Here is a 24,342-nt window from a genome sequence, read left to right on the forward strand (position 1 = left end):
GAGCATGGCGACCCGCGCGTCTTCCCCACCGCGGTCCCGCAGCAACGCCTCCGGCTCCGGCCGTGGTGCGTCGTCGAGTTCGCGGTCGTCCGGAAGCAAGACCAAGACACCAGCTCGTTCCGGCAGCTCCCGAGCCAGCCGCAACGCCCCTCCGCCGCGCCCGAACCCGTTGTGGCGCGGGATCGTGGCGCTGTGGCGCGGAACCTCCCATGCCGTGGGTGACACCGCCCGCAGCCTGGGCTCGGGTGCCCGGGACATCGACCCGGAGCTGCGTCGCGACGGCGCCGGTCTGGCGCTGATCGCCTTCGGCATCCTGGTGGCCTCGCGCTTCTGGTTCCTGATGGGCGGCCCGGTGGGCAATGCCATCGGCGTGGGTGTCTCCACCATCTTCGGCGGGCTGTCGGCCGCGGTGCCGCTGCTCTGCTTCCTGATGGCCTGGCGCACCCTGCGCCACCCGGAGCGCAACGGTGTCGCCGGACGCCAGGTGGTGGGCTGGTCCTGCTTCCTGTTCGGCCTGCTGGGCCTGCTCAACATCGTCCACGGCCTGCCGCGCCCCAGCCAGCCGCTGGAGCTGCGCAAGGCAGGCGGCATCCTGGGCTACATCTCCTCCAGCCTGCTGGCCGAGCTGCTCACCACCTGGGTGGCCGTGCCGCTGCTGGTGCTGCTGATGCTCTTCGGCATCGTGGTGATCATCGGCATCCCGCTCTACGAGATGGTCGACCGGGTCAACGATGCCCGCGACGAGGCCGCCGCCCGTCGCGCCGCGCGTCCGCGTCCCGCGATCCGCTACGGCGTCGACCAGGCCTACGACAGCCCGCTGGTGAAGGGCGAGCTGGCGCCCGACGAGCCGGAGACCGAGGTCTTCGATGTCGACGCCTTCGAGCCCAAGGAGCTGGAGGCCCCCAAGGGTCGTCGCAAGCAGTCGCGTCCCCAGGCCGAGGAGCCCTTCGACCAGCAGGGCGACGACGCCCAGGCACAGGACGAGGGACAGCCCCGTCCGGTCACGGCAGGCCTGCCGCCCGAGAAGGCGGCCATGGCGGACGTGGACCCGGACTCCATCCAGGTGGGCACCACCCTGGAGCCCCCGAACCACACCCCGATCCCGCAGCGCGTCGAGCAGCTGCAGCTGTCCGGCGACGTGCAGTACACGCTGCCCGATGCCGGCCTGCTCAAGCCCGGCTCGGTGCCCAAGGCGCGCTCCGAGGCCAGCGACCAGATCGTGGGCCGGCTGTCCGCGGTGCTGGACCAGTTCGAGATCGACGCCCAGGTCACCGGCTACACCCGCGGCCCGACCGTCACCCGCTACGAGGTGGAGCTCGGCAATGCCGTGAAGGTGGAGAAGGTCACCGCGCTGAGCAAGAACATCGCCTATGCGGTGGCCTCGCCCGACGTGCGCATCCTGTCGCCGATCCCGGGCAAGTCCGCCATCGGCATCGAGATCCCCAACCTCGACAAGGAGGTGGTCTCGCTGGGCGACGTGCTGCGCTCGAACAAGGCGCGCAACGACCACCACCCGATGGTGGTGGGCCTGGGCAAGGACGTCGAGGGCGGTTTCGTGATCGCCAACATGGCCAAGATGCCGCACCTGCTGGTGGCCGGCGCCACCGGCTCCGGCAAGAGCTCGTTCATCAACTCCCTGATCACCTCGATCATGATGCGCGCCACCCCGGACGAGGTGCGCATGCTGCTGGTGGACCCCAAGCGCGTGGAGCTCAACCAGTACGAGGGCATCCCGCACCTGGTCACGCCCATCATCACCAGCCCCAAGAAGGCCGCCGAGGCCCTCGAGTGGGTGGTGCGCGAGATGGACATGCGCTACGACGACCTGGCCGCCAACGGCTTCCGCCATGTCGACGACTTCAACAAGGCGGTGCGCGCCGGCCAGGTGCAGCTGCCCGAGGGCAGCGAGCGGGTGCTGCAGCCCTATCCCTACCTGCTGGTGGTGGTCGACGAGCTCGCCGACCTGATGATGGTGGCCCCGCGCGACGTCGAGAGCTCGATCGTGCGCATCACCCAGCTGGCCCGTGCGGCCGGTATCCACCTGGTGCTGGCCACCCAGCGCCCGTCGGTGGACGTGGTGACCGGCCTGATCAAGGCGAACGTGCCCTCGCGACTGGCCTTCTCGACCAGCTCGATGACCGACTCGCGCACCATCCTGGACCAGCCCGGCGCCGAGAAGCTGGTGGGCCAGGGCGACGGACTCTTCCTGCCGATGGGTGCCTCCAAGCCGATCCGCGTCCAGGGCTCCTGGGTGGGGGAAGCCGAGGTGCGCGAGGTGGTGCACCACGTCACCGAGCAGCTCTCGCCGCAGTACCGCGAGGACGTCGCCGCCCCGGCCAATGCCGAGAAGAAGGTGGCCGAGGACATCGGTGACGACCTCGAGCTGGTGCTGGATGCCGCCCGGTTGGTGGTGGAGCTGCAGCTGGGCTCCACCTCGATGCTGCAGCGCAAGCTGCGCGTTGGCTTCGCCAAGGCCGGACGCCTGATGGACATCCTGGAGACCCGTGGCGTGGTGGGCCCCTCGGAGGGCTCCAAGCCCCGCGAGGTGCTGGTCAAGCCCGACGAGCTGGAAGAGGTGCTGGTCAACCTGGCCGCCAGCTGATCCCTCCTGCTGTCCGCGAGGCCGCGGTTGCCGTTCAGGCAGCCGCGGCCTCGTCGTCGTCCAGCCGCCTCACGCCCTGCTCGGTGGCCAACAGGCAGCCCAGGTCGCGCAGGCCGTGGCGTCGGGTGGCCAGCGCCAGGGCGCGGCGCCAGTCCCGCTCCCACAGCGTGGGCACCGGCTGCCCGGGGCGCCCCACGGCCAGGGCCACCGCCCCGCCGGGGACGGACTGGGCCGTGATCCAGGCCAGCCGGTCGGCGGTGCCCTCCTGCTCCTGCCGGCCGCAGCCCAGCGGCACGTCGTCCACCAGCATCGGCAGCAGCAGGCGACAGTCCTGGTCGCAGAGCAGCAGCAACAGGCTCCCGGCCGTGCGGTCGGACACGGGAAGGGTGCGGTCCACGACGGCGGCGAGCAGGTCGGGGTCGTCCAGATAGATCGGTTCGTTGTTGTCCATGGCGGCATCAAAGGCCGCTTGCGGCCCGCGATCAAGGGCGGGTCGCGGGCCTGTGGACAATTCCTCGGGAGCCCCTGGCCTGTGGATGGCGCCCGGCGGTGGCGGCGGCTGGGATACTGGGGGGACCATGACTGAGACCAGCACCCCCTTGACCACCGTCCACCTCGTCACGCTCGGCTGCGCGCGCAACGAGGTCGACTCCGAGGAGCTGGCCGCCCGGCTCGAGGCCGGCGGCTTCCGCCTGGTCGACGACCCGGAGCAGGCGGAGGCGGTCATGGTCAACACCTGTGGCTTCGTGGAGCAGGCCAAGAAGGACTCGGTGGACACCCTGCTGGCCGCCGCCGACCTCAAGCAGGAGGGCAGCGCCAAGGCGGTCGTCGCGGTGGGCTGCATGGCCGAGCGCTACGGCAACGAGCTGGCCAGCTCCATGCCCGAGGCCGACGCCGTGCTGGGCTTCGACGACTATGCCGACGTGGCCGACAAGCTGAACCGGATCCTGCACGGCGAGCGGCTGGATGCCCACGTCCCGCGGGACCGCCGCACCCTGCTGCCGCTCACCCCGGTGGCCCGACGCGAGGCCGCCGCCGGTGTGGCGATCCCCGGCCACGCCCACGGCGCCGCGGCCGAGCTGCCGGACGGCCTGGCCCCGGCCAGCGGGCCGCGGGTGCTGCGTCGCCGGCTGGGCACCAGCCCCAGCGCACCGCTCAAGCTGGCCTCCGGCTGCGACCGTCGCTGCGCCTTCTGCGCCATCCCCGCCTTCCGCGGTTCATACCTCTCGCGCAGCCCTCAGGAGGTGCTGGCCGAGGCCCGCTGGCTGGTGGATCAGGGCGTCAAGGAGGTCTTCCTGGTCAGCGAGAACACCTCCAGCTACGGCAAGGATCTGGGCGACCTGCGCAGCCTGGAGAAGCTGCTGGGCGAGCTGTCCGCGGTCGACGGCCTGGACTGGATCCGGGTGAGCTACCTGCAGCCGGCCGAGCTGCGCCCGGACCTTGTCGCCGCCATGACCTCCACCGAGAAGGTCGTGCCCTATTTCGACATCAGCTTCCAGCACGCCGCCCCGGCGGTGCTGCGCCGGATGCGCCGCTTCGGCGACCCGGACAGTTTCCTGGCCCTGCTGGAGCAGGTCCGCAGCCGCGCGCCGCAGGCCGGCATCCGTTCCAACGTGATCGCCGGCTTCCCCGGGGAGACCGAGGCCGACGTACAGCTGCTCAGCGACTTCGTGGCCGAGGCCCGTCTCGACGTGCTCGGTGTCTTCGGCTACTCCGCGGAGGAGGGGACCGAGGCCGCCACGCTGCCCGACCAGGTCGATCCGGAACAGGTCGAGGCGCGACGCCAGGCGCTCGCGGACCTCGCCGCCGAGGTGATGGACCAGCGTGCCGAGGAGCGCGTGGGGGAGCAGCTGGAGGTGCTGGTGGAGAGCCTGGAGGACGGCGAGGTGGTGGGCCGCGCCCGGCACCAGGGCCCGGAGGTGGACGGGGTCACCACCCTGGTGGGCGACGTGGACGGACTGCAGGTCGGCAGCCTGGTCAGCGCGGAGGCCGTGCTGAGCGAGGGCGTCGACCTGGTCGCGCGGGTCCACCACCGCCGCTGAGCGGCACGTTAGGCTGGACCGACCCCGCTACCGAAGGAGCGACATGGACGCCGCCAAGGCACCCAGCCAGTGGAATGTTCCGAACGTCCTCACCGGCATCCGGATGCTCCTGGTGCCCGTCTTCGCCTGGATGCTGCTGAGCCATCCGCACGAGATGGACTGGCGCGTGGCCACCACCGCCGTCTTCTGCTTCGCGATCGCCACCGACTTCGTCGACGGCAAGATCGCCCGCAAGTACAACCTGGTCACCAATTTCGGCAAGCTCTGGGATCCCATCGCGGACAAGGCGCTGACCGGCATGGCCTTCATCGGGCTGAGCATGCTGGGCGAGCTGCAGTGGTGGGTGACCATCATCATCCTGGTACGCGAGTGGGGCATCACCATCCTGCGCTGGGCGATCATGAAGTACGGCGTGATGGCCGCCAACCGTGGTGGCAAGGCCAAGACCTTCGTGCAGGCCCTGGCCCTGGTCCTCTACCTGCTCTGGCTGCCGCAGCTGCCCCAGCCGGTGCAGTGGCTGGCCTGGGCCCTGATGGCCGCCGCCTTCCTTCTCACCGTCGTCACCGGTCTGGACTACCTGCGCGAGGCCGCCAAGCTGCGTCGCGAAGCGCTGGCGCGCTGGGCCGCCGAGGGGCACCCGGGACGACCGTGACCGAGGACGATGGTGACGAGGAGCTGCGCAGTGCCGCGGCCGACCTGCTGGCGGCCCTGGCGCGCGAAGGTCTGACGCTGGGCTGCTGCGAGTCGTTGACCGGTGGGCTGCTGGCCGCCACCATCACCGACGTCCCCGGCGCCTCGCGCAGCTTCCGGGGTGGCCTGGTCACCTATGCCAGCGACCTGAAGTGCTCCTTGGTGGGCCTGGAGCCGGAGCACGTGGCCGAGCACGGCGTGATCACCGCCCACACCGCGCGCACCATGGCCCAGGGCGCCCGACGGGTGCTGGGCTGCGACCTCGCGATCGCCTGCACCGGGGTGGCCGGTCCCGACCCGCAGGACGGAGCCCAGGTGGGCACCGTGTGGCTCTCGGTGGCTGGACCATGGGGGGCGTCTGACCACTTGCTGCAGCTCGACGGCGACCGGCAGTGCATTCGCAGGATCACTGTCCTGGAAGGAATTCGACGCGCGCGTGAGGAGCTGCTGGCAGGCCCACGATCTGGACGGTCGACCGCAGGTTCTGTCCGAACGGACACCGGTCGGTCCACCCTAAAGTAGGAAACTTCGGTTGAAGCTGTGCAATGGCTGAACGGGTGGGGTGATGGCGGAATTTATGCCTCATTGTTGTTCGTTGTACCCAAGCAACCCCACCGTCGTTGGTGGGGCCAGACAGAAACTGGAGGCACAAGCATGAAGCCTGTTCTGGTTCGTGAACTGATCGGCGAGACGCTGCGCGAGCAGCGCTTCGCCCAGGGAAGGACCCTCCGTGAGGTCTCGATGGCGGCACGGGTCAGCCTGGGTTACCTCTCCGAGGTCGAGCGCGGACAGAAGGAGGCCTCCAGTGAGCTCTTGGCTTCGATCTGCCAGGCCCTCGAGGTTCCGCTCTCGGTCATCCTCATGACGGTGAGCAACAAGCTCGCCGTCGCGGAGAGCACCCGCATGGATGTTGCGGCCTGACCGCACCCGCGCTGTGGCGCAAGCACAACCGCGAACCCCGGACCATCTGGTCCGGGGTTCGTTCTGTTCCGGGGGCCCAGCCGGGCCACCTGCTAGTGGCCGGTGGGCGCGGTGTGCTCCGCGTGCACCGACGGGGCGGTGGCCGGGACCACCCTGACATCCACCCCGCGAGCCCGGATCAGATCGAGCTGCTCGGCATCGGCGCTGCTGTCGGTGACCAGGACGTCCACCTGGTCCAGGTCGGCCAGCCGGGCCAGCGTCACGCGGCCCACCTTCGAGCCGTCCGCCACCGCCACCACCCGTTGCGCGCGAGCCACCATGGTGTGGTTGGTGTGGGCCTCGATCTCGTCGTGGGTGGTGACGCCACCGCGGCTGCTGATCCCGTCGCAGCCCACGATGGCGGTGCCCACGTTGATCTGGCCGAAGGTGGCCTCGGCCAGGCTGCCCACCAGCTCCAGCGAGGTGGAGCGCAGGATGCCGCCAGTGATCAGTACCCGCGACTGGCCCTGCTGGGCGGCCTCCAGGGCCAGGCCCACGGAATTGGTGATGATGGTGAGGTCATGGCGGTGGTGCAGCGCCCGCAGCACCTCGGCCGTGGTGGTCCCCCCGGTCAGGGCGATCGCATGCTTGCCGGCGGGCAGCAGACCGGCGACCACCGAGGCGATCGCCTGCTTCGCGGCGCGCTGGTGGCCGTCGCGCAGGGCCACCGGCAGCTCGCTGGACTGGGCCACCGGCCGTGCCCCGCCATGGCTGCGCACCAGCAGGCCACGCTCCGCCAGCGCGGCCACGTCGCGCCGGATGGTGGCAGGGGAGGCCTCCAGCATGGTCGCCAGCTGCTGCAGTTGCAGGTGGCCGTGCTCCGAGAGGGCGGCCAGGATGGCCACCATGCGCTCCGAACGCTTGCCGGAGGGTCCGTCGATGGACACGAGGCCGTCCTTCACTACTGGATCTGCGACGAATGATGAGCAAACGCTCATCATTCGCTGATCATAGTGCTCGCGGATCGCGCATCCCCGCGCAGCCGGTAGCCCTGGGGTGTCATCGCGAAGCCGGCCTTCTCCAGCAGTGCCCCCAGCGCGCGTTCCTGAAGCACCGGCACCCCGTTCACCTTCTCGATGGTCACCGTGTTCATCCGGCCCGCCCGGACCGACTCGGCCAGCGTCTGCAGCGCCGCCGACAGCGCTGCCTCCGGCTGGCCGAAGGTGACCAGGGTGTGCACGCCGCGTTCCAGGAAGAGCACCGGGCGTCCGGCGTCCAGCACGACGAGGGCGCCGGCCTTGCGGCTGGGGCGGTGGCCCTCCGACTCCGGCCAGGGCAGCGCCGCGCCGTACGGGTTCGCAGGATCGCAGGCGGCCAGCAGCCGGGGCCTGGGAGCTGCGGCGGCCTCCCGCAGCCGATCCACAGCGCCGGGCAGCGCGAACTGGGCGGCCCCCAGACCCTCGACGAAGTAGCCCCGACGGGCGACGCCCGTCTCCTCCAGGGCCATCAGTACCCGGTAGGCCTGGCTGAAGTTCTGACCCAGCACCTCGGTCATCACGCTGCCGCGAGTGAGCACGCCGTAACGCCCGAGCTGGAGTCCGGCGGCGGCCAGTGCCCGTTCGTGGGCATCCGGGTGGGTGGGGCCCACCAGGCTCCATCGCCCGCCCGTGGCCTGTTGCTGGGGCAGCCGCACCTGGCGCAGGGTCCGTCGCCGGCTGGGCCGCACCGGCGTGCGGTGCTTCAACGAGCCCTTGCCGGAGATGGCGCGCAGGGCGGCGAAGGAGTCACCGGTCACCAGGCCGGCCCAGACCAGCTGCCAGACCGCATCGCTGACCGCCGAGCTGGAGTGCTGCTCGTCGGCCAGGTCCTGGACCCGCCAGGCGCCGCCTTCGCGCAACCGCTCCAGCACGAAGCGCGCCGTCTCGTCCAGTTCCATGGGGCCGTCGCCGGCGGCGGACCCCGCGCCGTCCGCTCCGGCGAGCACCAGGTCGGCCGGCCACAGCTGGACCCAGCCGTCATGGCGCCCGATGGCGCCGTGCCCGGTCCAGACCACCTCGCCGGCCATCAGCAGTTCATCGAGCATCGCGGGGGTGTAGTCCGCGACCCGGGCCGGGAGCACCAGCGTCTCCAGCATGGAGGCCGGGACGGGGAATCCGGCCAGGGCCTCGACGGCGCCGGCCAGGGCCTCGATCCCATGCCCCGGCTCGTCGACCTCCTGCCACTGCGCCAGGAAGACCGCGAAACTGGCCTGGTCCACCGCCTCCACCCCGGCGCGCAGCGCCGCCAAGGTGCGGCGCTTGGCAATCGTGAGCACCTGCGATCGGATCCATCGCGGCCGGTCACCGTCCTCCTCGAGCACCACCAGACTGCCCTCGGCCTGCAACTCGCGCAGCAGCCCGAGCACCTCGTGCCCACCCACGCCGTAGCGGTCGGCCAGGTCATGGGCCTCCACCAGGACATGGCAGGCGGTCCAGCGCTGCACCAGCCGCCGCAGCGCCTCGTGGGTCTCCAGGGCCGCGGAGGGCACGGCCAGGCCGGCGGGCACCGGGACGCCCAGGGCGTCGCGCAGCAGCGCGAAGTCGTCGGCCACCGCCCACATCTCGCGTCCCGCGATCCGGCACCGCGCGATCCGCCCGGCTCCCGACAGGGCCTCCAGCCACTCGGCGGGCGGTTCGGTGCACCGCTCGGCCAGCTCCTGGTCGTCCAGCGGGCCGATGGTGCGCAGCATGTCCCAGAGCTGCTCGCTACCGCGGGCGCGCCGCTCGCCCAGGTGCTGCAGCTCGTCAGCCAGCTCGGCCATCACCTGCTCGTCGAGCACCTGTTCGGCACCCTCTCGTCCCAGCAGCTCCGCCAGCAGGGCCGGGTCCAGGCTGAGCGCCGCCAGCTTGCGCTCGGCCAGTGGCTGGTCACCGTCGTAGATGAACTCGCCGATGTAGCCGAAGAGCAGGCTCTTGGCGAAGGGCGAGGGCTCCGGGGTCTCCACCTCCACCAGGCCCACCCGGCGCGTGGCGATGCGCTGCAGCAGCTCGGTGAGCGCGGGCAGGTCGAAGACGTCCTCCAGACACTCGCGCATGGTCTCCAGCACGATCGGGAAGTCCGGGTACTGGCTGGCCACTGCCAGCAACTGCGCGGAACGCATCCGCTGCTGCCACAGCGGGGAGCGACGGCCGGGATCACGACGCGGCAGCAGCAGCGCACGGGCCGCGCACTCGCGGAAGCGGGAGGCGAACAAGGCGGAGCCGAAGACCTGCTCGGTGACCTGCTGCTCCACCTCGTCGGGGTCCACCAGCAGCAGGTCGACGCCCGGCGGCGTGGCCTCCACGTCGGGGATCCGCAGCAGGATCCCGTCGTTCGAGGCGATCGCCTGCGCCTCGATGCCGTAGCGCTCCCGGGCGGCCGCCTCGATCACCAGGGCCCAGGGCTGCAGCACGGCCTGGCCCAGGCTGGAGTGGATGCAGACCCGCCAGTCGCCCAGCTCGTCGCGGAAGCGCTCCACCACGATCGTGCGATCATCCGGCAGACTCCCGGTGGCCTGCCGCTGCTCGGCGAGATAGGCCTCGAGGTTGGTGCGGGCGTACTCGTCCAGCCCGGCGTCCACCAGTTCCTGCTGCGACGTGCTCGGCTCGGTACGGGCCAGGCGGGCGGTCAGCTCGCCGATCGCGCGGCCCAGCTCGGCCGGGCGGCCCGGTGAGTCGCCGCGCCAGAAGGGCAACCGTCCGGGCTGCCCGGGGGCGGGGGAGACCAGCACCTGGTTGGCGGTGATCTCCTCGATCCGCCAGCTCGTCGTGCCCAGGGTGAAGACATCGCCCACCCGCGACTCGTAGACCATCTCCTCGTCCAGCTCACCCACCCGGCGTCCCGCCTCGTGCTTGCCAGAGGCATTGCCCTCGCCCACCAGGAAGACGCCGAACAAGCCGCGGTCGGGGATCGTGCCGCCGGAGGTGGACACCAGGCGCCGTGCGCCCGGACGGCCCCCGATGGTGCCGGCCACCCGGTCCCAGACCAGCCGGGGGCGCAGCTCGGCGAAGTCCTCGCTCGGGTAGCGACCGCTGAGCATGTCCAGCACCGACTCGAAGGCCGAGCGCGGTAGCCGGCGGAAGGGGTCGGCGCGCCGCACCAGTTCCCAGACCTGCTCCACCGGCCAGGTGCTGTCCACGCACAGGCTCACCAGCTGCTGGGCCAGCACGTCCAGGGGATTGGACAGCTGGTGCACCTGCTCGATCTCGCCGGTACGCATCCGCTGGGCCACGACGGTGGCCTCCAGCAGGTCCGAGCGGTGCGTGGGCAGGATCACGCCCTCGCTGGTGGCGCCCACCTGGTGTCCCGCACGCCCCACCCGCTGCAGGCCGCTGGCCACCGAGGGCGGCGAGGACACCTGGATGACCAGGTCCACGGCGCCCATGTCGATGCCCAGCTCGAGCGAGCTGGTGGCCACCACGCAGGGCAGCTGCCCGGACTTCAGGTCGGACTCGATCTGGGCGCGACGCTCCTTGCTCACCGAGCCGTGGTGGGCCCTGGCCACCACCTCCACCCGACTGCCGTCGTTGCCCGCGGTGGAGCCCGACTGGGCCATCATCTGGGCGCTCGGCTGGTAGCCGGTGGGCGCTGCCCGTTCCGGGTCGGTGCGGGCCGCGTGCAGGTCGTTGAGGTGGCTGGTGAGTCGCTCGGCCACGCGTCGGGAGTTGACGAAGCAGATGGTGGAACGGTGGGCGTCCACCAGCTCCAGGATGCGGTGCTCCAGGAAGGGCCAGATCGAGTTCGACGGCGGGCTGTCGGGATCCGCGAGATCCGCGCCGGGCGGGTTGCCCAGCTCCGTCATGTCCTCCAGCGGAACCTCGACGTCGAGCTGCCAGTGCTTGCTGGAGGGAGGCTGGACGATGCTCACCGGCCGGTCGCCTGCCAGGAAGGCTGCCACCCGCTCGGGTGGACGCACCGTCGCCGAGAGCCCGATGCGCTGGGCGGGTTCGCCGGCCCCGAGCGCGTCCAGCCGCTCCAGGCTCAGCGCGAGATGCGCGCCGCGCTTGCTGCCGGCCAGGGCGTGCACCTCGTCGACGATGATCGTCTCCAGGCTGTCCAGCGTGCCCGCCACCTGACTGGAGAGCATCAGGAAGAGGGACTCCGGCGTGGTGATCAGGATGTCCGGCGGGTGGCTCAGCAGGCGTCGCCGGGCGGCCGCAGGGGTGTCTCCCGATCGCACCGCCACCTGCACCTGCGGTGCGGGCAGCCCCAGCCGCTCGGCGGCCAGCTGGATACCGCGCAGCGGGGCACGCAGGTTGCGCTCGACGTCGACGGCGAGCGCCTTGAGCGGCGAGATGTAGAGCGTACGGACCTTGCCGGAGGCCGGCTGGGCGGCCATCCGGTCCAGCGCCTGGAGGAAGGCGGCCAGCGTCTTGCCCGACCCCGTGGGCGCGATCACCAGTGCGTTGTCGCCGCTGCCGATGGCCTGCCAGGCCGCCTGCTGGGCCGGGGTGGGTGCGCTGAAGACGTCGTCGAACCAGGCGCGGGTGGCGGGTCCGAAGCCGTCGAGTGCCGAGTGCATGCCTGCCATTGTGGCGCCTGCCACCGACACTGTCCCGCGAGGCGGGCTGCGACGCTCCTGCTGACCGAGCGGCTAGGCTTGCCAGGTGACCGAGACCGAGCTGTGGCGACGCCTGGGAGCCCACCTGCCCCCGGGACGACGGGAGGCCTGGGCCGACTCGGTGGTGCTCGCCCGGCTGGGCGGGCGCACGGTGGTGGAGGCGATCTCGGCGGGACTGGACTTCCGCGAGATCTGGCGGGCCGCGGCGGAGAAGCTCGAGGTCCCCGAGCACGGTCGCTGAGCCGCACGGACCGCGACACGCGGGCCCCCGGAGCTGGCATTCGAACATTTGTTCTACTAGTGTGCTCCGTGGAGCGAGCGCCTCTCAGTTGTCCACAACCCCGTCTTTTCCACAGATCCTGCGGCGGGGCGAGAAATTGTCAGAGGCGATTCCTAGAGTCACAGACGTTGGGTTCGACCACAGACATCTCACCGGTCAGACCGGTCAAGGAAGGAAAGCCACCATGGCTGTTGCAGATCGTACGAAGGCCCTCGAGGCGGCGCTCGCACAGATCGAGAAGTCCCACGGCAAGGGCGCCGTGATGCGGCTCGGGGAGGAGACCCGTCAGCCGATGGCCTTCATCCCCACCGGCTCCGTCGCGCTGGACATCGCGCTCGGCATCGGCGGCCTGCCGCGCGGCCGCATCATCGAGATCTACGGCCCGGAGTCCTCCGGCAAGACCACGGTGGCGCTGCACGCCATCGCCAGCGCCCAGCGTGAGGGAGGCATCTGCGCCTTCATCGACGCGGAGCACGCCCTGGACCCCGACTACGCCGCCAAGCTGGGTGTCGACACCGACGCCCTGCTGGTCAGCCAGCCGGACAACGGCGAGCAGGCCCTGGAGATCGCCGACATGCTGGTGCGCTCCGGTGCCCTGTCGCTGATCGTCATCGACTCGGTGGCCGCGCTGACGCCGCGTGCCGAGATCGAGGGCGAGATGGGTGACAGCCACGTCGGTCTGCAGGCCCGCCTGATGAGCCAGGCGCTGCGCAAGATGACCGGTGCGCTGAGCCAGGCAGGCACCACGGCCATCTTCATCAACCAGCTGCGCGAGAAGATCGGCGTCATGTTCGGCTCGCCCGAGACCACCACCGGTGGCAAGGCGCTGAAGTTCTACGCCTCGGTCCGTCTCGACGTCCGCCGCATCGAGACGCTGAAGGACGGCACCGACATGGTCGGCAACCGCACCCGCGTCAAGGTGGTCAAGAACAAGGTGGCCCCGCCCTTCAAGCAGGCCGAGTTCGACATCCTGTACGGACAGGGCATCAGCCGCGAGGGCAGCCTGATCGACATGGGCGTGGACCACGGCATCATCCGCAAGGCCGGCGCCTGGTTCACCTACGGCAGTGACCAGCTGGGCCAGGGCAAGGAGAACGCCCGTAAGTTCCTCAAGGACAATCCCGAGGTCGCCGACGAGATCGAGACCAAGATCCGCCAGGCCCTGGGCCTGGGTGGTGAGGGTGAGCAGCCGGCCGCGGAGGTGCCCGAGGGCATCGACCCGGTGACCGGCGAGATCGCCTTCTGATCCGTCGCTGATGGCAGACGGACCGCGACGTCGACGGCGGCCTGCGCAGGAGCCCCCTGCGCAGGCCGCCGGTCCCGACGCCGACCCGATGGCGGTGGCGCGCGAGATCGCGCTGCGTCGCCTCACGATGCGTGACCACTCGCGCCAGGAGCTTGACGAGAAGCTGGCGGCCAAGGACGTCCCCGACGAGGTGCGCACCGAGCTGCTGGACCGCTTCGAGGAGCTCGGTCTGGTCAACGACGCGCACTTCGCCGAGCAGTGGACCCGCGCTCGACGCACCTCGCGCAAACTCTCCGGCTACGCGGTGCGCCGCGAGCTGCAGTCCAAGGGCGTGGACCGTGAGGTGATCGACCAGACACTGGAACCGATCGACCACCAGGCCGAGGTGGAACTGGCCACCGAGCTGGCGCGCAAGAAATGGCGGCAGGTGCACCAGCTGCCGCGCGAGGTGGCCTATCGACGCATGGCCGGCGCCCTGGCCCGCAAGGGTTACGGGCCGGCAGTGGTCTCCGAGGTGGTGCGTGAGGTCATGCAGGGCGACCCCGACGAGGCCAGCTTCTGGTGAACCACGGGCTGTCGCACACCCGGCGTCGAGCAGCAGCGCACGACGTGGGGGGAGTGTACGGCGAGGGCGGCGCCTGGCGGCTGCTGCGTGTTGCCTGGTGACCCCGCCAGCAATAGCCTTCTGGCAAGGAATGAAGCTTCACCTCGACGAATGGTCAACGGGCTCGTCACAGACCCGCCCGGCGCCTTGGCGCAGATATCCCATCCTGGCGACGCCCAGGTCGGACGGTCCGATGCCGCCCGCCGACCGCTGCCAGGCCCTGCCGTCGCCCTGAAGTCACCTTCCACCTCACAAGGAGGAATGATGACCTGGACCTGGATCGCCCTGCTCGTGCTCGTCGTACTGCTGCTGGCCGTGGTCGGCGGGCTGCTGCTGGTTCTGCGACGCCTGCGCGAGGTCGCACCCGCACCCGCCGCCCAGACCAAGCCTGTCGAGGCGGCTGCCATCGTCGCGGCAGAGCCCGATCCCGCCGAGGTCGAGGCACGCGTGCGACGCCTGCTACAGGCACGTGAGCAGGAGCTCGAGAGCCTGGCGGGTGAGCAGCAGCGACGCGCCGCGGAGCTGGAGCGACTGCAGGCGGAGACCGCCCGAGCCGCCGAGCAGGCGGCCGCCCAGTTGGCCGAGACGGAGCGGACGCGTGCCGCCACCGAGGAGTTTGCCGCGGGGGAGCGGCAGGACCTGCGCGCCCTGCGCACCAGCCTGGAGGGGCGCGAGCAGCGGCTGGCCGAGCGGGAGGAGCGCCTGCTGGCGGAGGGGAGAACCCTGGAGACCCGCAGCGCGCAGATGGTGGAGATCCGTGACGCTGCCGAGAAGCTGCGGGCCGAGCTCGAGACCGAGCGTGAGCGCATGCGCGTCGAGCACGAGGCGGAGCGCGAACGCCAGCGCGTCGAGCACCAGGAGAGGCTCGTAGCCCTCGAGGCCGAGCTGCAGCGGGTGGCCGCGCTGGACCCGAGCCAGGCCCGCGCCGAGGTGATGGCGCGCGTCGAGCACGAGTCACGGCTGGAGGCCACCGCGCTGTCCCGTGAGATCGAGCAGAAGGCGCACCGCGAGGCCGAGCAGCGCGCTCGCGGCATCATCGTCACCGCCATCCAGCGACTGGCCGCCGAGCAGACCTCGGAGTCGGTGGTCTCCACCCTGGACCTGCCCAGCGACGAGATGAAGGGCCGGATCATCGGCCGCGAGGGGCGCAACATCCGCCACTTCGAGCAGGTGACCGGCGTCAACGTGATGATCGACGACACCCCGGGCTCGGTGCTGCTCAGCTGCTTCGACCCGGTGCGCCGCGAGGTGGCCCGACTCACGCTGCAGGAGCTGGTGGAGGATGGCCGGATCCATCCGGCACGCATCGAGGAGGTCTACGAACGCTCCCGTGACCGGATCGAGCAGCGCTGCCTGCGCGCGGCCGAGGACGCGCTCGCCGAGGTGGGGATCAGCGACCTGGACCCGGATCTTGTGCCGGTGCTCGGCTCCCTGCGCTATCGCACCAGCTACGGCCAGAACGTGCTGCGCCACCTGGTGGAGTGCGCCCACCTCGCCGGGATGATGGCCTCCGAGCTGGGCCTGGACGTGGCTGCCTGCACCCGGGCGGCCTTCCTGCACGACATCGGCAAGGCCCTCACCCACGAGGTCGAGGGTTCCCATGCCCTGGTCGGCGCCGAGCTGGCCCGCAAGCACGGCGAGAGCCCCGACATCGTCCACGCCATCGAGGCCCACCACAACGAGGTCGAGCCCACCACCGTCGAGGCCATCCTCACCCAGGCCGCCGATGCCATCTCCGGTTCCCGCCCGGGCGCCCGCCGTGAGTCCCTGGAGGCCTACGTGCACCGGCTGGAGCGGCTGGAGGAGATCGCCGCCTCGCACGATGGCGTGGACCGGGTCTTCGCCATGCAGGCCGGTCGCGAGGTGCGCGTCATGGTCAGCCCCGAGGAGATGGACGACATCGCCTCGCACGCCCTGGCCCGCGACATCGCCCACGAGATCCAGAGCGAACTCACCTATCCCGGCCAGATCCGCGTGACCGTGGTGCGCGAGTCCCGGGCCACCGAGATCGCCCACTGACCCGGGACATGGCCCAGCAGGTTCAGCCCCGGGTGAGCGCCTCGCGGCGCAGCCCCCAACGGCACCGGTGCTCGGCGCCGGGCGCCAGAACGGTCAGATCGTGGTGGGTGGGGCCCGGGTTGAAGGCGTCGGGGCCGATGCTCATCGGTTCCACGGCCACCGATTCCCGGTCGCCGGGGGTGTAGACCTGCACCCAGTCCATGCCCGCTCCGGCCCACAGCAGGGTGCGGTGCTCGGTGCCGCGCAGCTCCGCCTGCCAGCCGCCCGCACTGCTGGGGTGGGTGAAGGCGGTGTCGAGCTCGCGGCCGCCCAGGGGTGCCGCGCTGCGCAGGTCCAGCGCGCTGTCCTCCACCGGGTGCAGGGCCAACGGCAGCAGTCGCTCGTCGGACTCCAGCCAGGCGTCGAAGGGCAGCACCAGGCTGCAGTCGTCCACCGCCACCCCCGCATCGGGGGAGGTGAGGTAGGGGTGCGCGGCATAGCCATAGGGCACCGGCCGCTCACCCAGGTTGCGGGCGCCCACCTCGACCACCAGCCCCTCGTCGGCCAGACGGTGGGTGATGACCATCTCCAGCGGTACCGGCCAACCGGGTTGCGGGGCCAGCAGCACTCGCTGGGTGACGGTGTCCTCCGTCTTGGCCAGCGTCTGCCACGGCAGCCAGCGCACCAGCCCGTGGATGGCATTGCGACGCTCGGGCTCGCTCAGCGGCAACTGGTGGTCCTCACCGTCGAAGACCCAGTGGCCGTCCTGGATCCGGTTCGGCCACGGGGCCAGCTGCTGTCCCTGGCTGGAGAAGGGCGAGGCCTCCTGCGCGAAAGGTGTCACCACGTCGTGCCCGGCGCTGCGGTAGCTGCGCAGCGTCGCGCCGAGCTCGGTGACGATGGCGAGCTGGTCGTCGTGGACCAGCACGTGCTGGATGCCGGTGGGGGAGAGCGCCATGGCCGCCAGCCTAGCCAGCGGCGCCGATTCCGTCGCGGGGCGGAGGCCACCGTAGAGTTGTCCCACCATGCAGAAGACCATCAGCACCCCTGACGCCGACCAGGCGCCCCGCAGCTACCAGGTGATCACCTACGGCTGCCAGATGAACGTCCACGACTCCGAGCGCATCTCCGGCCTGCTGGAGGGCGCCGGCCTGGTGCGCAATGAGCGCGAGGCCGCCGAGGAGGGCGGCGCCGACGTGGTGGTCTTCAACACCTGCGCGGTCCGCGAGAATGCCGACAACCGGCTCTACGGCACCTTGGGACACATGGCCGCGGTGAAGCGGAACCGCCCCGGCATGCAGATCGCCGTCGGTGGCTGCATGGCCCAGAAGGACCGCGAGGTCATCGTGCGACGTGCCCCCTGGGTGGACGTGGTCTTCGGCACCCACAACGTGGGCAAGCTGCCCCTGCTGCTGGAGCGGGCCCGTGTCGAGCAGGCCAGCCAGGTGGAGATCGTCGAGGCGCTGGAGAACTTCCCCTCCAACCTGCCCACCCGTCGCGAGTCGCCCTACTCGGCCTGGGTGAGCATCAGCGTGGGCTGCAACAACACCTGCACCTTCTGCATCGTGCCGCAGCTGCGCGGCAAGGAGACCGACCGGCGTCCCGGCGACATCCTGGCCGAGATCCGGATGCTGGTGGACGAGGGGGTCCAGGAGGTCACCCTGCTGGGCCAGAACGTGAACACCTACGGCGTCGAGTTCGGCGACCGGGGCGCCTTCGCCAAGCTGCTGCGCGCCTGCGGCGAGATCGACGGGCTGGAGCGGGTGCGCTTCACCAGCCCCCACCCGGCCTCCTTCACCGACGACGTGATCGAGGCGATGGCCACCACCCACAACGTGATGCCCAGCCTGCACATGCCGCTCCAGTCCGGCTCGGACACGGTGCTGCGCGCCATGCGTCGCAGCTACCGCAGCGAGCGCTTCCTGGGAATCCTGGACCGGGTCCGCCAGGCCATGCCGCAGGCCGCGATCACCACCGACATCATCGTCGGCTTCCCCGGCGAGACCGAGGAGGACTTCGAGGCCACCATGGAGGTGGTGCGCCGAGCGCGGTTCAGCGCCGCCTTCACCTTCCAGTACTCGATCCGTCCGGGCACCCCGGCCGGCGAGATGGCCGACCAGGTGCCGAAGACCGTGGTCCAGGAGCGCTACGAGCGGCTGCTGGCGCTGGTCAACCAGACCGCCTGGGAGGAGAACCAGAAGCTGGAGGGCACCGAGGTCGAGGTGATGTTCGCCGCGGGGGAGGGCAAGAAGGACGCCGAGACCCACCGCATGACCGGCCGTTCCCGCGACAACCGCCTGGTGCACGTCACCGTCCCCACCGAGCCCGAGCTGCGGCCCCGCCCCGGGGACATCGCCCGCACCGTCATCACCCACGGCGCCCCGCACCACCTCAATGCCGACGCCGGCATCACCGGCCTGCGCCGGACCCGCGGTGGCGATGCCTGGCAGGCGGTGCACGAGGCCCCGCCGGTACCCACGGGCGTCAGCCTGGGGATGCCGGGCATCGGCGCGCCCGCCAGCTGAGGCAAAGGCACTCCTGCCGGACACGCACCGAGGGGCGGATGGATGACCATCCGCCCCTCGGCATGTCGTGTGTGTCGAAGCCTCGCTCAGAGGTTGCCGGTGCGGTTCTTGACCGCATCCTGGCCCTGGTCGACCTTGTCGGCGTACTTGCCGCCGGTGCGAGCGTCGAACGCGTCGCCTGCCTTGTCCACTCCCGCATCAACCTTGTCCTGGTTGGCGTTCACGGCGTCCTTGGCCTTGTCGATCAGGCTTCCCTCGTCACCGCTGAGGGCTTCCTTCGCCTTGTCCAGCAGACCCATAGGCCCGGTCCTTTCGTTCGACGACACCCCGTGTCCGGGGATGGCCTCCATCCTGCACCCCTGCGGGGGTGTACGGCGGGCTTTCTGTAGACATTTGTCCGATCGTGCGGCCTTTCAGCCGATGGCGAATTTCCGCGTCCGGACGGCCCCCGGCCACAATGGCGGGGTGATTCCTCCGCTGGTCGTGCTGAACGGCCCCACCGCATCTGGCAAGTCCAGCCTGGCGATCGAGGTCTGCCTGCAGCTCGCGGACCGGGGACGGCCGGCTGAGGTGGTCAATGCCGACTCCATGCTGGTCTACCGGGGCATGGACATCGGCACCGCCAAGCCGACGCGCGAGGAGCTTGCTCTGGTGCCCCACCACCTCGTCGACATTGCGGAGGTCACCGAACCGGCCTCGGTGGCCGACTTCCAGGCCAGGGCCCGTGAGGTGGTCGCCGAGCTGCGCGCGGCCGGCGTGGTGCCGCTGCTGGTGGGCGGCTCGGCCCTCTACGTGCACGCCATCGTGGACCACTTCTCCTTCCCGGGCACCGATCCCGAGGTGCGCGCCCGCTGGGAGCAGGAGCTGGCAGCCGTCGGGCCCAAGGCGCTGCACGCCCAGCTGGCCGCCCGCGACCCGCAGGTGGCCGCCAGCATCCTGCCCGGCAACGGGCGACGCATCGTGCGCGCCCTGGAGGTGCTGGAGCTCAGCGGCGGCTTCACCCCGCAGCTGCCGGAGTGGAGCTACGCCCTGGACGACGTGCACCAGTTCGGCCTGCGGCTGGAGCGCACCACCATGGACCGGCGCATCGACGAGCGGGTGGACGTGATGTTCGCCGAGGGTCTGGTCGAGGAGGTGCGCCGCCTGGAGGGCCAAGGGCTGCGCGAGGGGCTGACCGCCTCCCGGGCGCTGGGCTATCGCCAGGTGCTGTCCTTCCTGGACGGAGACCTGAGCGAGCAGGAGGCGCGTGAGCGCACCAAGAGCGGCACCCGCCGCTTCGCCCGCAAACAGCTGGCCTGGTTCCGGCGCGACCCCCGGGTGACCTGGCTCGACGCGGACCCGCCGGCCACCACCGAGCAGCTGGCGCGCCAGGTCCTTGAGGCGCTACCTGCTTGAGTGATGGTGACGGGGGTGCTGCTCCCGGACCCGCCACAGCCTGCCGGGCCGGTAGCGTTGCCGCCATGAAGAGCTTGACGTTCACCAAGGGCCACGGCACCCGCAACGACTTCGTGATCATCGCGGACCGCCACGGCATGGTGCCGGTGACCGCGGCCGAGGTGCGCTTCCTGTGCGACCGCCGCGGCGGGATCGGTGCGGACGGCCTGCTGCGCGTCACGATGGCCGGCCAGATGCCGGACTGGGACGGCCCGAAGGACCTGTGGTTCATGGACTACCGCAATGCCGACGGCTCGATCGCCGAGATGTGCGGCAACGGTCTGCGGGTCTTCGCGCGCTACCTGATGGAGAACGACCTGGTGGAGGTGGCGGAGCACTTCGACGTCGCCACCCGCGCCGGGGTGCGCCGGATCTGGCCGCAGCTGGACGGCACGATCCGCACCAGCATGGGACGGGTGGGCGTGGCACAGGGACCGGTGACGGTCTCGACCACCCAGGGATCGTGGGCCGCCACGCAGGTGGACGTCGGCAACCCGCATGCGGTGGTGGTGCTCGACGAGCAGGTCAGCCTGGCCGAGCTTGACCTCTCCCGTGCCCCCGAGGTGCCCGCCGAGGCCTATCCGCAGGGCGCCAATGTGGAGTTCGTCGAGGTGCTCGACGAGCGCCACATCCGGATGCGGGTCCACGAGCGTGGCTCCGGCGAGACGATGAGCTGTGGCACAGGCACGGTCGCGGCGGCAGCCGCCCACGCCCGGCTGACCGGCCTGGGTGACGGCGAGGTGCGCGTCGACGTGCCCGGTGGGACGCTGCGGGTCGGCCTGGCCGAGGGCGAGGCGACGCTGTGCGGGCCGGCTGTCCTGGTGGCCCGCGGCGAGGCGATGCTCCCGGACAACCTCTGAGCCGCTGCGCCTGGGGCTTAATTGGCTGGTGGGGGCGCGGAGCAGGTGGCAAGCTGGTCGGACGATGACTTCACGCACACCTGACGACTTCGACGACCTCCATGACGAGGAGCTCGACCTCGACCCGGAGGCCTCCGATCCCGAGGAGATGGCCGCCGCCTACGACGCCGACGGCCTGCAGCTCGACCTCGCCGACCGCCTCTCGCTGAAGCGGGTGGCCGGCATGTCCACCCAGGTCGCCGACATCTCCGAGGTGGAGTACCGCGACCTGCAGCTGGAGCGCGTCGTGCTGATCAGCGTCTGGACCTCGGGCAGCGAGGCCGATGCCGAGAACGCCATGGCCGAGCTGAAACTGCTGGCCGAGACCGCCGGTGCGCAGGTCCTGGAGGGCCTGATCCAGCGCCGCAAGTCCGCCGACCCGGCCACCTATGTGGGCCGCGGCAAGGTGGACGAGTTGCGCGAGGTGGTCGTCGCCACCGGTGCCGACACCGTGGTCTGCGACGGTGAGCTGCAGCCCGCACAGCTGCGCAACCTGGAGGACCGGGTCAAGGTCAAGGTGATCGACCGCACCGCGCTGATTCTCGACATCTTCGCCCAGCACGCCAAGTCCACCGAGGGCAAGACCCAGGTGGAGCTGGCCCAGCTGCAGTACATGAAGCAGCGGCTGCGCGGCTGGGGCGGCAACCTGTCGCGCCAGGCCGGCGGCCGGGCGGCCGGTGGTGCCGGCATCGGCGGCCGTGGCCCGGGCGAGACCAAGATCGAGACCGACCGCCGTCGGATCAACACCCGGATCGCCATCCTGCGCCAGCGGATGCGTGACCTGGACGCCACCCGCGCCAACAAGCGCGCCGACCGCCGTCGCAACCGGATCCCGTCGATCGCGATCGTCGGCTACACCAATGCCGGCAAGTCCTCGCTGCTCAACCGGATCACCAATGCCGGTGTGCTGGTGGAGGACGCCCTGTTCGCCACGCTGGATCCCACCACCCGTCGCCATGCCACCCCGGACGGCCGGGTCTACACCCTCACCGACACCGTCGGCTTCGTGCGCCACCTGCCCCATGACCTGGTGGAGGCCTTCAAGTCGACCCTGGAGGAGGCGGCCGCGGCCGACCTGCTGCTGCACGTGGTGGACGGCTCGGACGCCGACCCGGTGGGCCAGGTGCAGGCCGTGCGTCAGGTGCTGAACGAGATCGGTGCCGGTGAGGTGCCCGAGCAGCTGGTGATCAACAAGATCGACCGGGCCGATGCCGACAGCCTGCAGGTGCTGCGCACCACCTACCCGGAGGCGGTCTTCGTCTCAGCCCGCACCGGGGAGGGGATCGAGCAGCTGCGCGCCCTGGCGGAGAACCGGCTGCCCAGCCCCGAGGTGCAGGTGGATGCGCTGATTCCCTACGAGCGCGGTGACCTGGTGGACAAGATCCACCGCAACGGGCAGTTCCTCACCATGGAGCACACCGGCGAGGGCACCCGCGTGGTGGCCCGGGTGCACCCCGAGCTGGCCGGCGAGCTGAAGCCCTTCGAGGTGGCCGCGCGCGGGTAGGCTGTCGGGGTGCCCGAGAAGACCGACGTGACCTCTGCAGACGTGCTCCAGGCGGCGGTCGAGGGAATCGGCGGCACGCCCCGCGAGGGACAGCAGGTGATGAGCCGTGCCATCGAGCAGGCGATCGACACCGGTGAGCACCTCTTGGTGCAGGCCGGCACCGGCACCGGCAAGTCGCTGGGCTACCTGGCGCCCGCCCTGCTGCACGTACAGGGCACCAAGCAGCGCGTCGTGATCGCCACCGCCACGCTCGCCCTGCAGGCGCAGCTGGCGCACACCGACATCCCCAATGCCCTGGATGCGGTGGAGAAGGTCACCGGGCGTCGCCCCAGCCATGCCGTGCTGAAGGGACGCACCAACTACGCCTGCCTGCTCAAGACGCGCGACGGGGTGGCCGACAGCCAGGACAGCCTGCTGGGCGGCACCGAGCTGGCCACCAGCCTGAAGGACTCGCAGGCCGACGTGGAGTCGGTGCTCGGCGCGGAGGTGCTGATGCTGCGCAGCTGGGCGGAGGAGCAGCTGGAGGCCAAGGAGCTGGCCGACCGCGACGACGCCCCGGCCCATTCCCCGCGGGCCTGGAACCTGGTCTCGATGCCGGTGCGCGAGTGCCTGGGCGCCCAGCGCTGCCCCTACGGCCAGGAGTGCTTCGTGGAGGCCTCCCGGGAGAAGGCGCGCTCGGCGCAGCTGGTGGTCACCAACCATGCCCTGCTGGCGATCGACGCCATGCACGGCAACACCGCGCTCCCGGAGCACGAGGTGGTCATCATCGACGAGGCCCACGAGCTGGTCAGCCGGGTCACCGGTGCCGCCAGCGCGGAGCTGAGCCCGCAGCTGGTGGAGCGGGTGGCCAAGCGGGTGCTGCCCTGGTTGGACGACGACCTGGGCCTGGAATTCCTGGAGCAGGGCGATGTGCTGCGCGCCGCCCTGGACGACAGCGAGCTGGAACGGATCACCACGCCGGGTGCCGCCAGCGCCGCCTTCGAGTCGGTGCGCGACGTGGCGCGTCGCGTGGTCTCGGCACTGGGGACCAAGGAGAAGGGCGCCAAGGGAGAGGTCGACCCGGAGAAGAGCCAGGCCTCGGCCGCGGCCAAGGAGGTCTTCGACATCGCCGAGCGGATGGCCGACCTGTCGGTGCACGACGTGGTCTGGGTGAGCGAGCGCGAGCGCTTCGGCCGTCAGGCCCACGTCGCGCCGCTGAGCGTCGCCGGGCTGATGCGGGAGCGGGTGCTGGGGCAGGCCACCACGGTGATGACCTCGGCCACGCTCAAGATCGGTGGCGACTTCGAGCAGGTGGCGGGCCAGATCGGCCTCAAGCGCGCCGACCGGCTCGCCGACGAGCGCCATGACCCGGACAACCCGCTGGCCTGGCGCGGGCTGGATGTCGGCACCCCCTTCGACTATCCCCGTCAGGGCATCCTCTACGTCGCCACCTCGCTGCCGAACCCTCGCCGTGAGGGGATCACGCCGGAGGCGCTGGAGGAGGTGGCCGAGCTGGTCTGGGCGGCCGGCGGCCGCACCCTGGGGCTGTTCGCCTCGCAGAAGGCCGCGGAGACGGCTGCCGCCCACGTGCGCAAGCAGCTGCCGAAGATGACCATCCTGTGCCAGGGCGATGCCCAGCTTTCGGAGCTGACCAAGCGTTTCGTCGCCGAGCCGGAGGTCTGCCTGTTCGGCACGGTCTCGCTGTGGCAGGGCATCGACGTGCCGGGCGACACCTGCGAGCTGGTTGTCATCGACAAGATCCCCTTCCCACGGCCCGACGACCCGCTGATGCAGGCCCGCCAGCAGGCCGTGGTGGACAACGGCGGCAACGGCTTCATGGCCGTGCCCGCCACCCATGCCGGTCTGCTGCTGGCCCAGGGTGCGGGCCGGCTGATCCGACGGGTGAGCGACCGTGGTGTCGTGGCGGTGCTGGATCCGCGCCTGGTCACGGCTCGCTACGGCGGCTTCCTGCGGGCCTCGATGCCCGACTTCTGGATGACGCGCGACCGTGAGGTGGCGGTGCAGGCGCTGCGACGGCTGCAGGAGGGTCGCGGCTGATCC

At 71.0% G+C, this 24,342-nt stretch carries 19 protein-coding genes; 14 read left to right on the forward strand and 5 right to left on the reverse strand.

Annotation, left to right across the window (positions count from 1 at the left end; genetic code table 11):
* Positions 1–4: 4 nt before the first annotated feature.
* Positions 5–2,602, forward strand: coding sequence for an FtsK/SpoIIIE family DNA translocase (locus ABD073_RS12030; protein WP_343874932.1), 2,598 nt, complete (start codon positions 5–7; stop codon positions 2,600–2,602).
* Positions 2,603–2,636: 34 nt separating this feature from the next.
* On the opposite strand, the gene ABD073_RS12035 is transcribed toward ABD073_RS12030, so the two are convergent.
* Complete coding sequence (locus tag ABD073_RS12035; RefSeq protein ID WP_343874935.1) at positions 2,637–3,053, reverse strand: hypothetical protein; 417 nt, start codon at positions 3,051–3,053, stop codon at positions 2,637–2,639.
* Positions 3,054–3,180: 127 nt separating this feature from the next.
* On the opposite strand from ABD073_RS12035, the gene rimO reads away from it, so the two are divergent.
* The 4 genes from rimO to ABD073_RS12055 all read left to right on the forward strand — a co-directional run bounded on the left by rimO (position 3,181) and on the right by ABD073_RS12055 (position 6,255).
* Entirely contained in the window at positions 3,181–4,644 is a 1,464-nt protein-coding gene (gene rimO, locus ABD073_RS12040; RefSeq protein ID WP_343874938.1) for a 30S ribosomal protein S12 methylthiotransferase RimO, read from the forward strand.
* A 43-nt stretch (positions 4,645–4,687) separates the two neighbouring features.
* Positions 4,688–5,296: a CDP-diacylglycerol--glycerol-3-phosphate 3-phosphatidyltransferase gene (pgsA, locus tag ABD073_RS12045; RefSeq protein ID WP_343874941.1), complete on the forward strand. Its 609-nt coding sequence runs from the start codon at positions 4,688–4,690 to the stop codon at positions 5,294–5,296.
* Complete coding sequence (locus tag ABD073_RS12050; RefSeq protein WP_343874943.1) at positions 5,293–5,856, forward strand: CinA family protein; 564 nt, start codon at positions 5,293–5,295, stop codon at positions 5,854–5,856. The genes pgsA and ABD073_RS12050 overlap by 4 nt, the downstream gene beginning before the upstream one ends.
* A 132-nt stretch (positions 5,857–5,988) precedes the next feature.
* Positions 5,989–6,255 carry a helix-turn-helix domain-containing protein gene (locus ABD073_RS12055; protein ID WP_343874945.1) on the forward strand — a complete coding sequence of 89 codons (267 nt, stop codon included), beginning with the start codon at positions 5,989–5,991 and terminating at the stop codon, positions 6,253–6,255.
* 92 nt (positions 6,256–6,347) lie between these two features.
* Here ABD073_RS12055 and ABD073_RS12060 read toward each other — a convergent pair whose 3' ends face one another.
* Positions 6,348–7,142 (reverse strand): DeoR/GlpR family DNA-binding transcription regulator, encoded by a 795-nt coding sequence (locus tag ABD073_RS12060; protein WP_343875144.1) that lies wholly within the window; start codon positions 7,140–7,142, stop codon positions 6,348–6,350.
* 89 nt (positions 7,143–7,231) lie between these two features.
* Positions 7,232–11,782 carry an ATP-dependent helicase gene (locus ABD073_RS12065; RefSeq protein WP_425559932.1) on the reverse strand — a complete coding sequence of 1,517 codons (4,551 nt, stop codon included), beginning with the start codon at positions 11,780–11,782 and terminating at the stop codon, positions 7,232–7,234.
* 76 nt (positions 11,783–11,858) lie between these two features.
* Between ABD073_RS12065 and ABD073_RS12070 the strand changes: the two genes are divergently transcribed.
* The 4 genes from ABD073_RS12070 (at position 11,859) to rny (ending at position 15,961) form a co-directional block, all read left to right on the forward strand.
* Positions 11,859–12,053, forward strand: a complete 195-nt coding sequence (locus ABD073_RS12070) for a DUF3046 domain-containing protein (RefSeq protein ID WP_343874948.1) — start codon at positions 11,859–11,861, stop codon at positions 12,051–12,053.
* 223 nt (positions 12,054–12,276) lie between these two features.
* Positions 12,277–13,338: a recombinase RecA gene (gene recA / locus ABD073_RS12075; protein WP_343874950.1), complete on the forward strand. Its 1,062-nt coding sequence runs from the start codon at positions 12,277–12,279 to the stop codon at positions 13,336–13,338.
* 10 nt (positions 13,339–13,348) lie between these two features.
* Entirely contained in the window at positions 13,349–13,903 is a 555-nt protein-coding gene (locus tag ABD073_RS12080) for a regulatory protein RecX (RefSeq protein ID WP_343874952.1), read from the forward strand.
* 303 nt (positions 13,904–14,206) lie between these two features.
* Positions 14,207–15,961 (forward strand): ribonuclease Y, encoded by a 1,755-nt coding sequence (gene rny, locus ABD073_RS12085; RefSeq protein WP_343874954.1) that lies wholly within the window; start codon positions 14,207–14,209, stop codon positions 15,959–15,961.
* Positions 15,962–15,983: 22 nt separating this feature from the next.
* On the opposite strand, the gene ABD073_RS12090 is transcribed toward rny, so the two are convergent.
* On the reverse strand, positions 15,984–16,898 hold the full coding sequence (locus ABD073_RS12090) for an aldose 1-epimerase family protein (protein WP_343874955.1): 915 nt from the start codon (positions 16,896–16,898) through the stop codon (positions 15,984–15,986).
* 67 nt (positions 16,899–16,965) lie between these two features.
* On the opposite strand from ABD073_RS12090, the gene miaB reads away from it, so the two are divergent.
* Positions 16,966–18,465: a tRNA (N6-isopentenyl adenosine(37)-C2)-methylthiotransferase MiaB gene (miaB, locus tag ABD073_RS12095; protein WP_343874956.1), complete on the forward strand. Its 1,500-nt coding sequence runs from the start codon at positions 16,966–16,968 to the stop codon at positions 18,463–18,465.
* An 86-nt stretch (positions 18,466–18,551) separates the two neighbouring features.
* On the opposite strand, the gene ABD073_RS12100 is transcribed toward miaB, so the two are convergent.
* Complete coding sequence (locus tag ABD073_RS12100; protein WP_343874958.1) at positions 18,552–18,764, reverse strand: antitoxin; 213 nt, start codon at positions 18,762–18,764, stop codon at positions 18,552–18,554.
* A 121-nt stretch (positions 18,765–18,885) separates the two neighbouring features.
* Here ABD073_RS12100 and miaA point away from each other — a divergent pair, with 121 nt between their 5' ends.
* The 4 genes from miaA to ABD073_RS12120 all read left to right on the forward strand — a co-directional run bounded on the left by miaA (position 18,886) and on the right by ABD073_RS12120 (position 24,339).
* Positions 18,886–19,860 (forward strand): tRNA (adenosine(37)-N6)-dimethylallyltransferase MiaA, encoded by a 975-nt coding sequence (gene miaA / locus ABD073_RS12105; RefSeq protein WP_386751523.1) that lies wholly within the window; start codon positions 18,886–18,888, stop codon positions 19,858–19,860.
* Positions 19,861–19,925: 65 nt separating this feature from the next.
* Positions 19,926–20,759 carry a diaminopimelate epimerase gene (gene dapF / locus ABD073_RS12110; RefSeq protein ID WP_343874960.1) on the forward strand — a complete coding sequence of 278 codons (834 nt, stop codon included), beginning with the start codon at positions 19,926–19,928 and terminating at the stop codon, positions 20,757–20,759.
* A 148-nt stretch (positions 20,760–20,907) separates the two neighbouring features.
* Positions 20,908–22,302, forward strand: a complete 1,395-nt coding sequence (hflX, locus tag ABD073_RS12115) for a GTPase HflX (RefSeq protein ID WP_343875146.1) — start codon at positions 20,908–20,910, stop codon at positions 22,300–22,302.
* A 99-nt stretch (positions 22,303–22,401) separates the two neighbouring features.
* Positions 22,402–24,339, forward strand: a complete 1,938-nt coding sequence (locus ABD073_RS12120; RefSeq protein WP_343875148.1) for an ATP-dependent DNA helicase — start codon at positions 22,402–22,404, stop codon at positions 24,337–24,339.
* Positions 24,340–24,342: the final 3 nt, after the last annotated feature.

It is taken from the genome of Luteococcus peritonei (genome assembly GCF_039526385.1).
Taxonomy (GTDB): Bacteria; Actinomycetota; Actinomycetes; order Propionibacteriales; family Propionibacteriaceae; genus Luteococcus; species Luteococcus peritonei.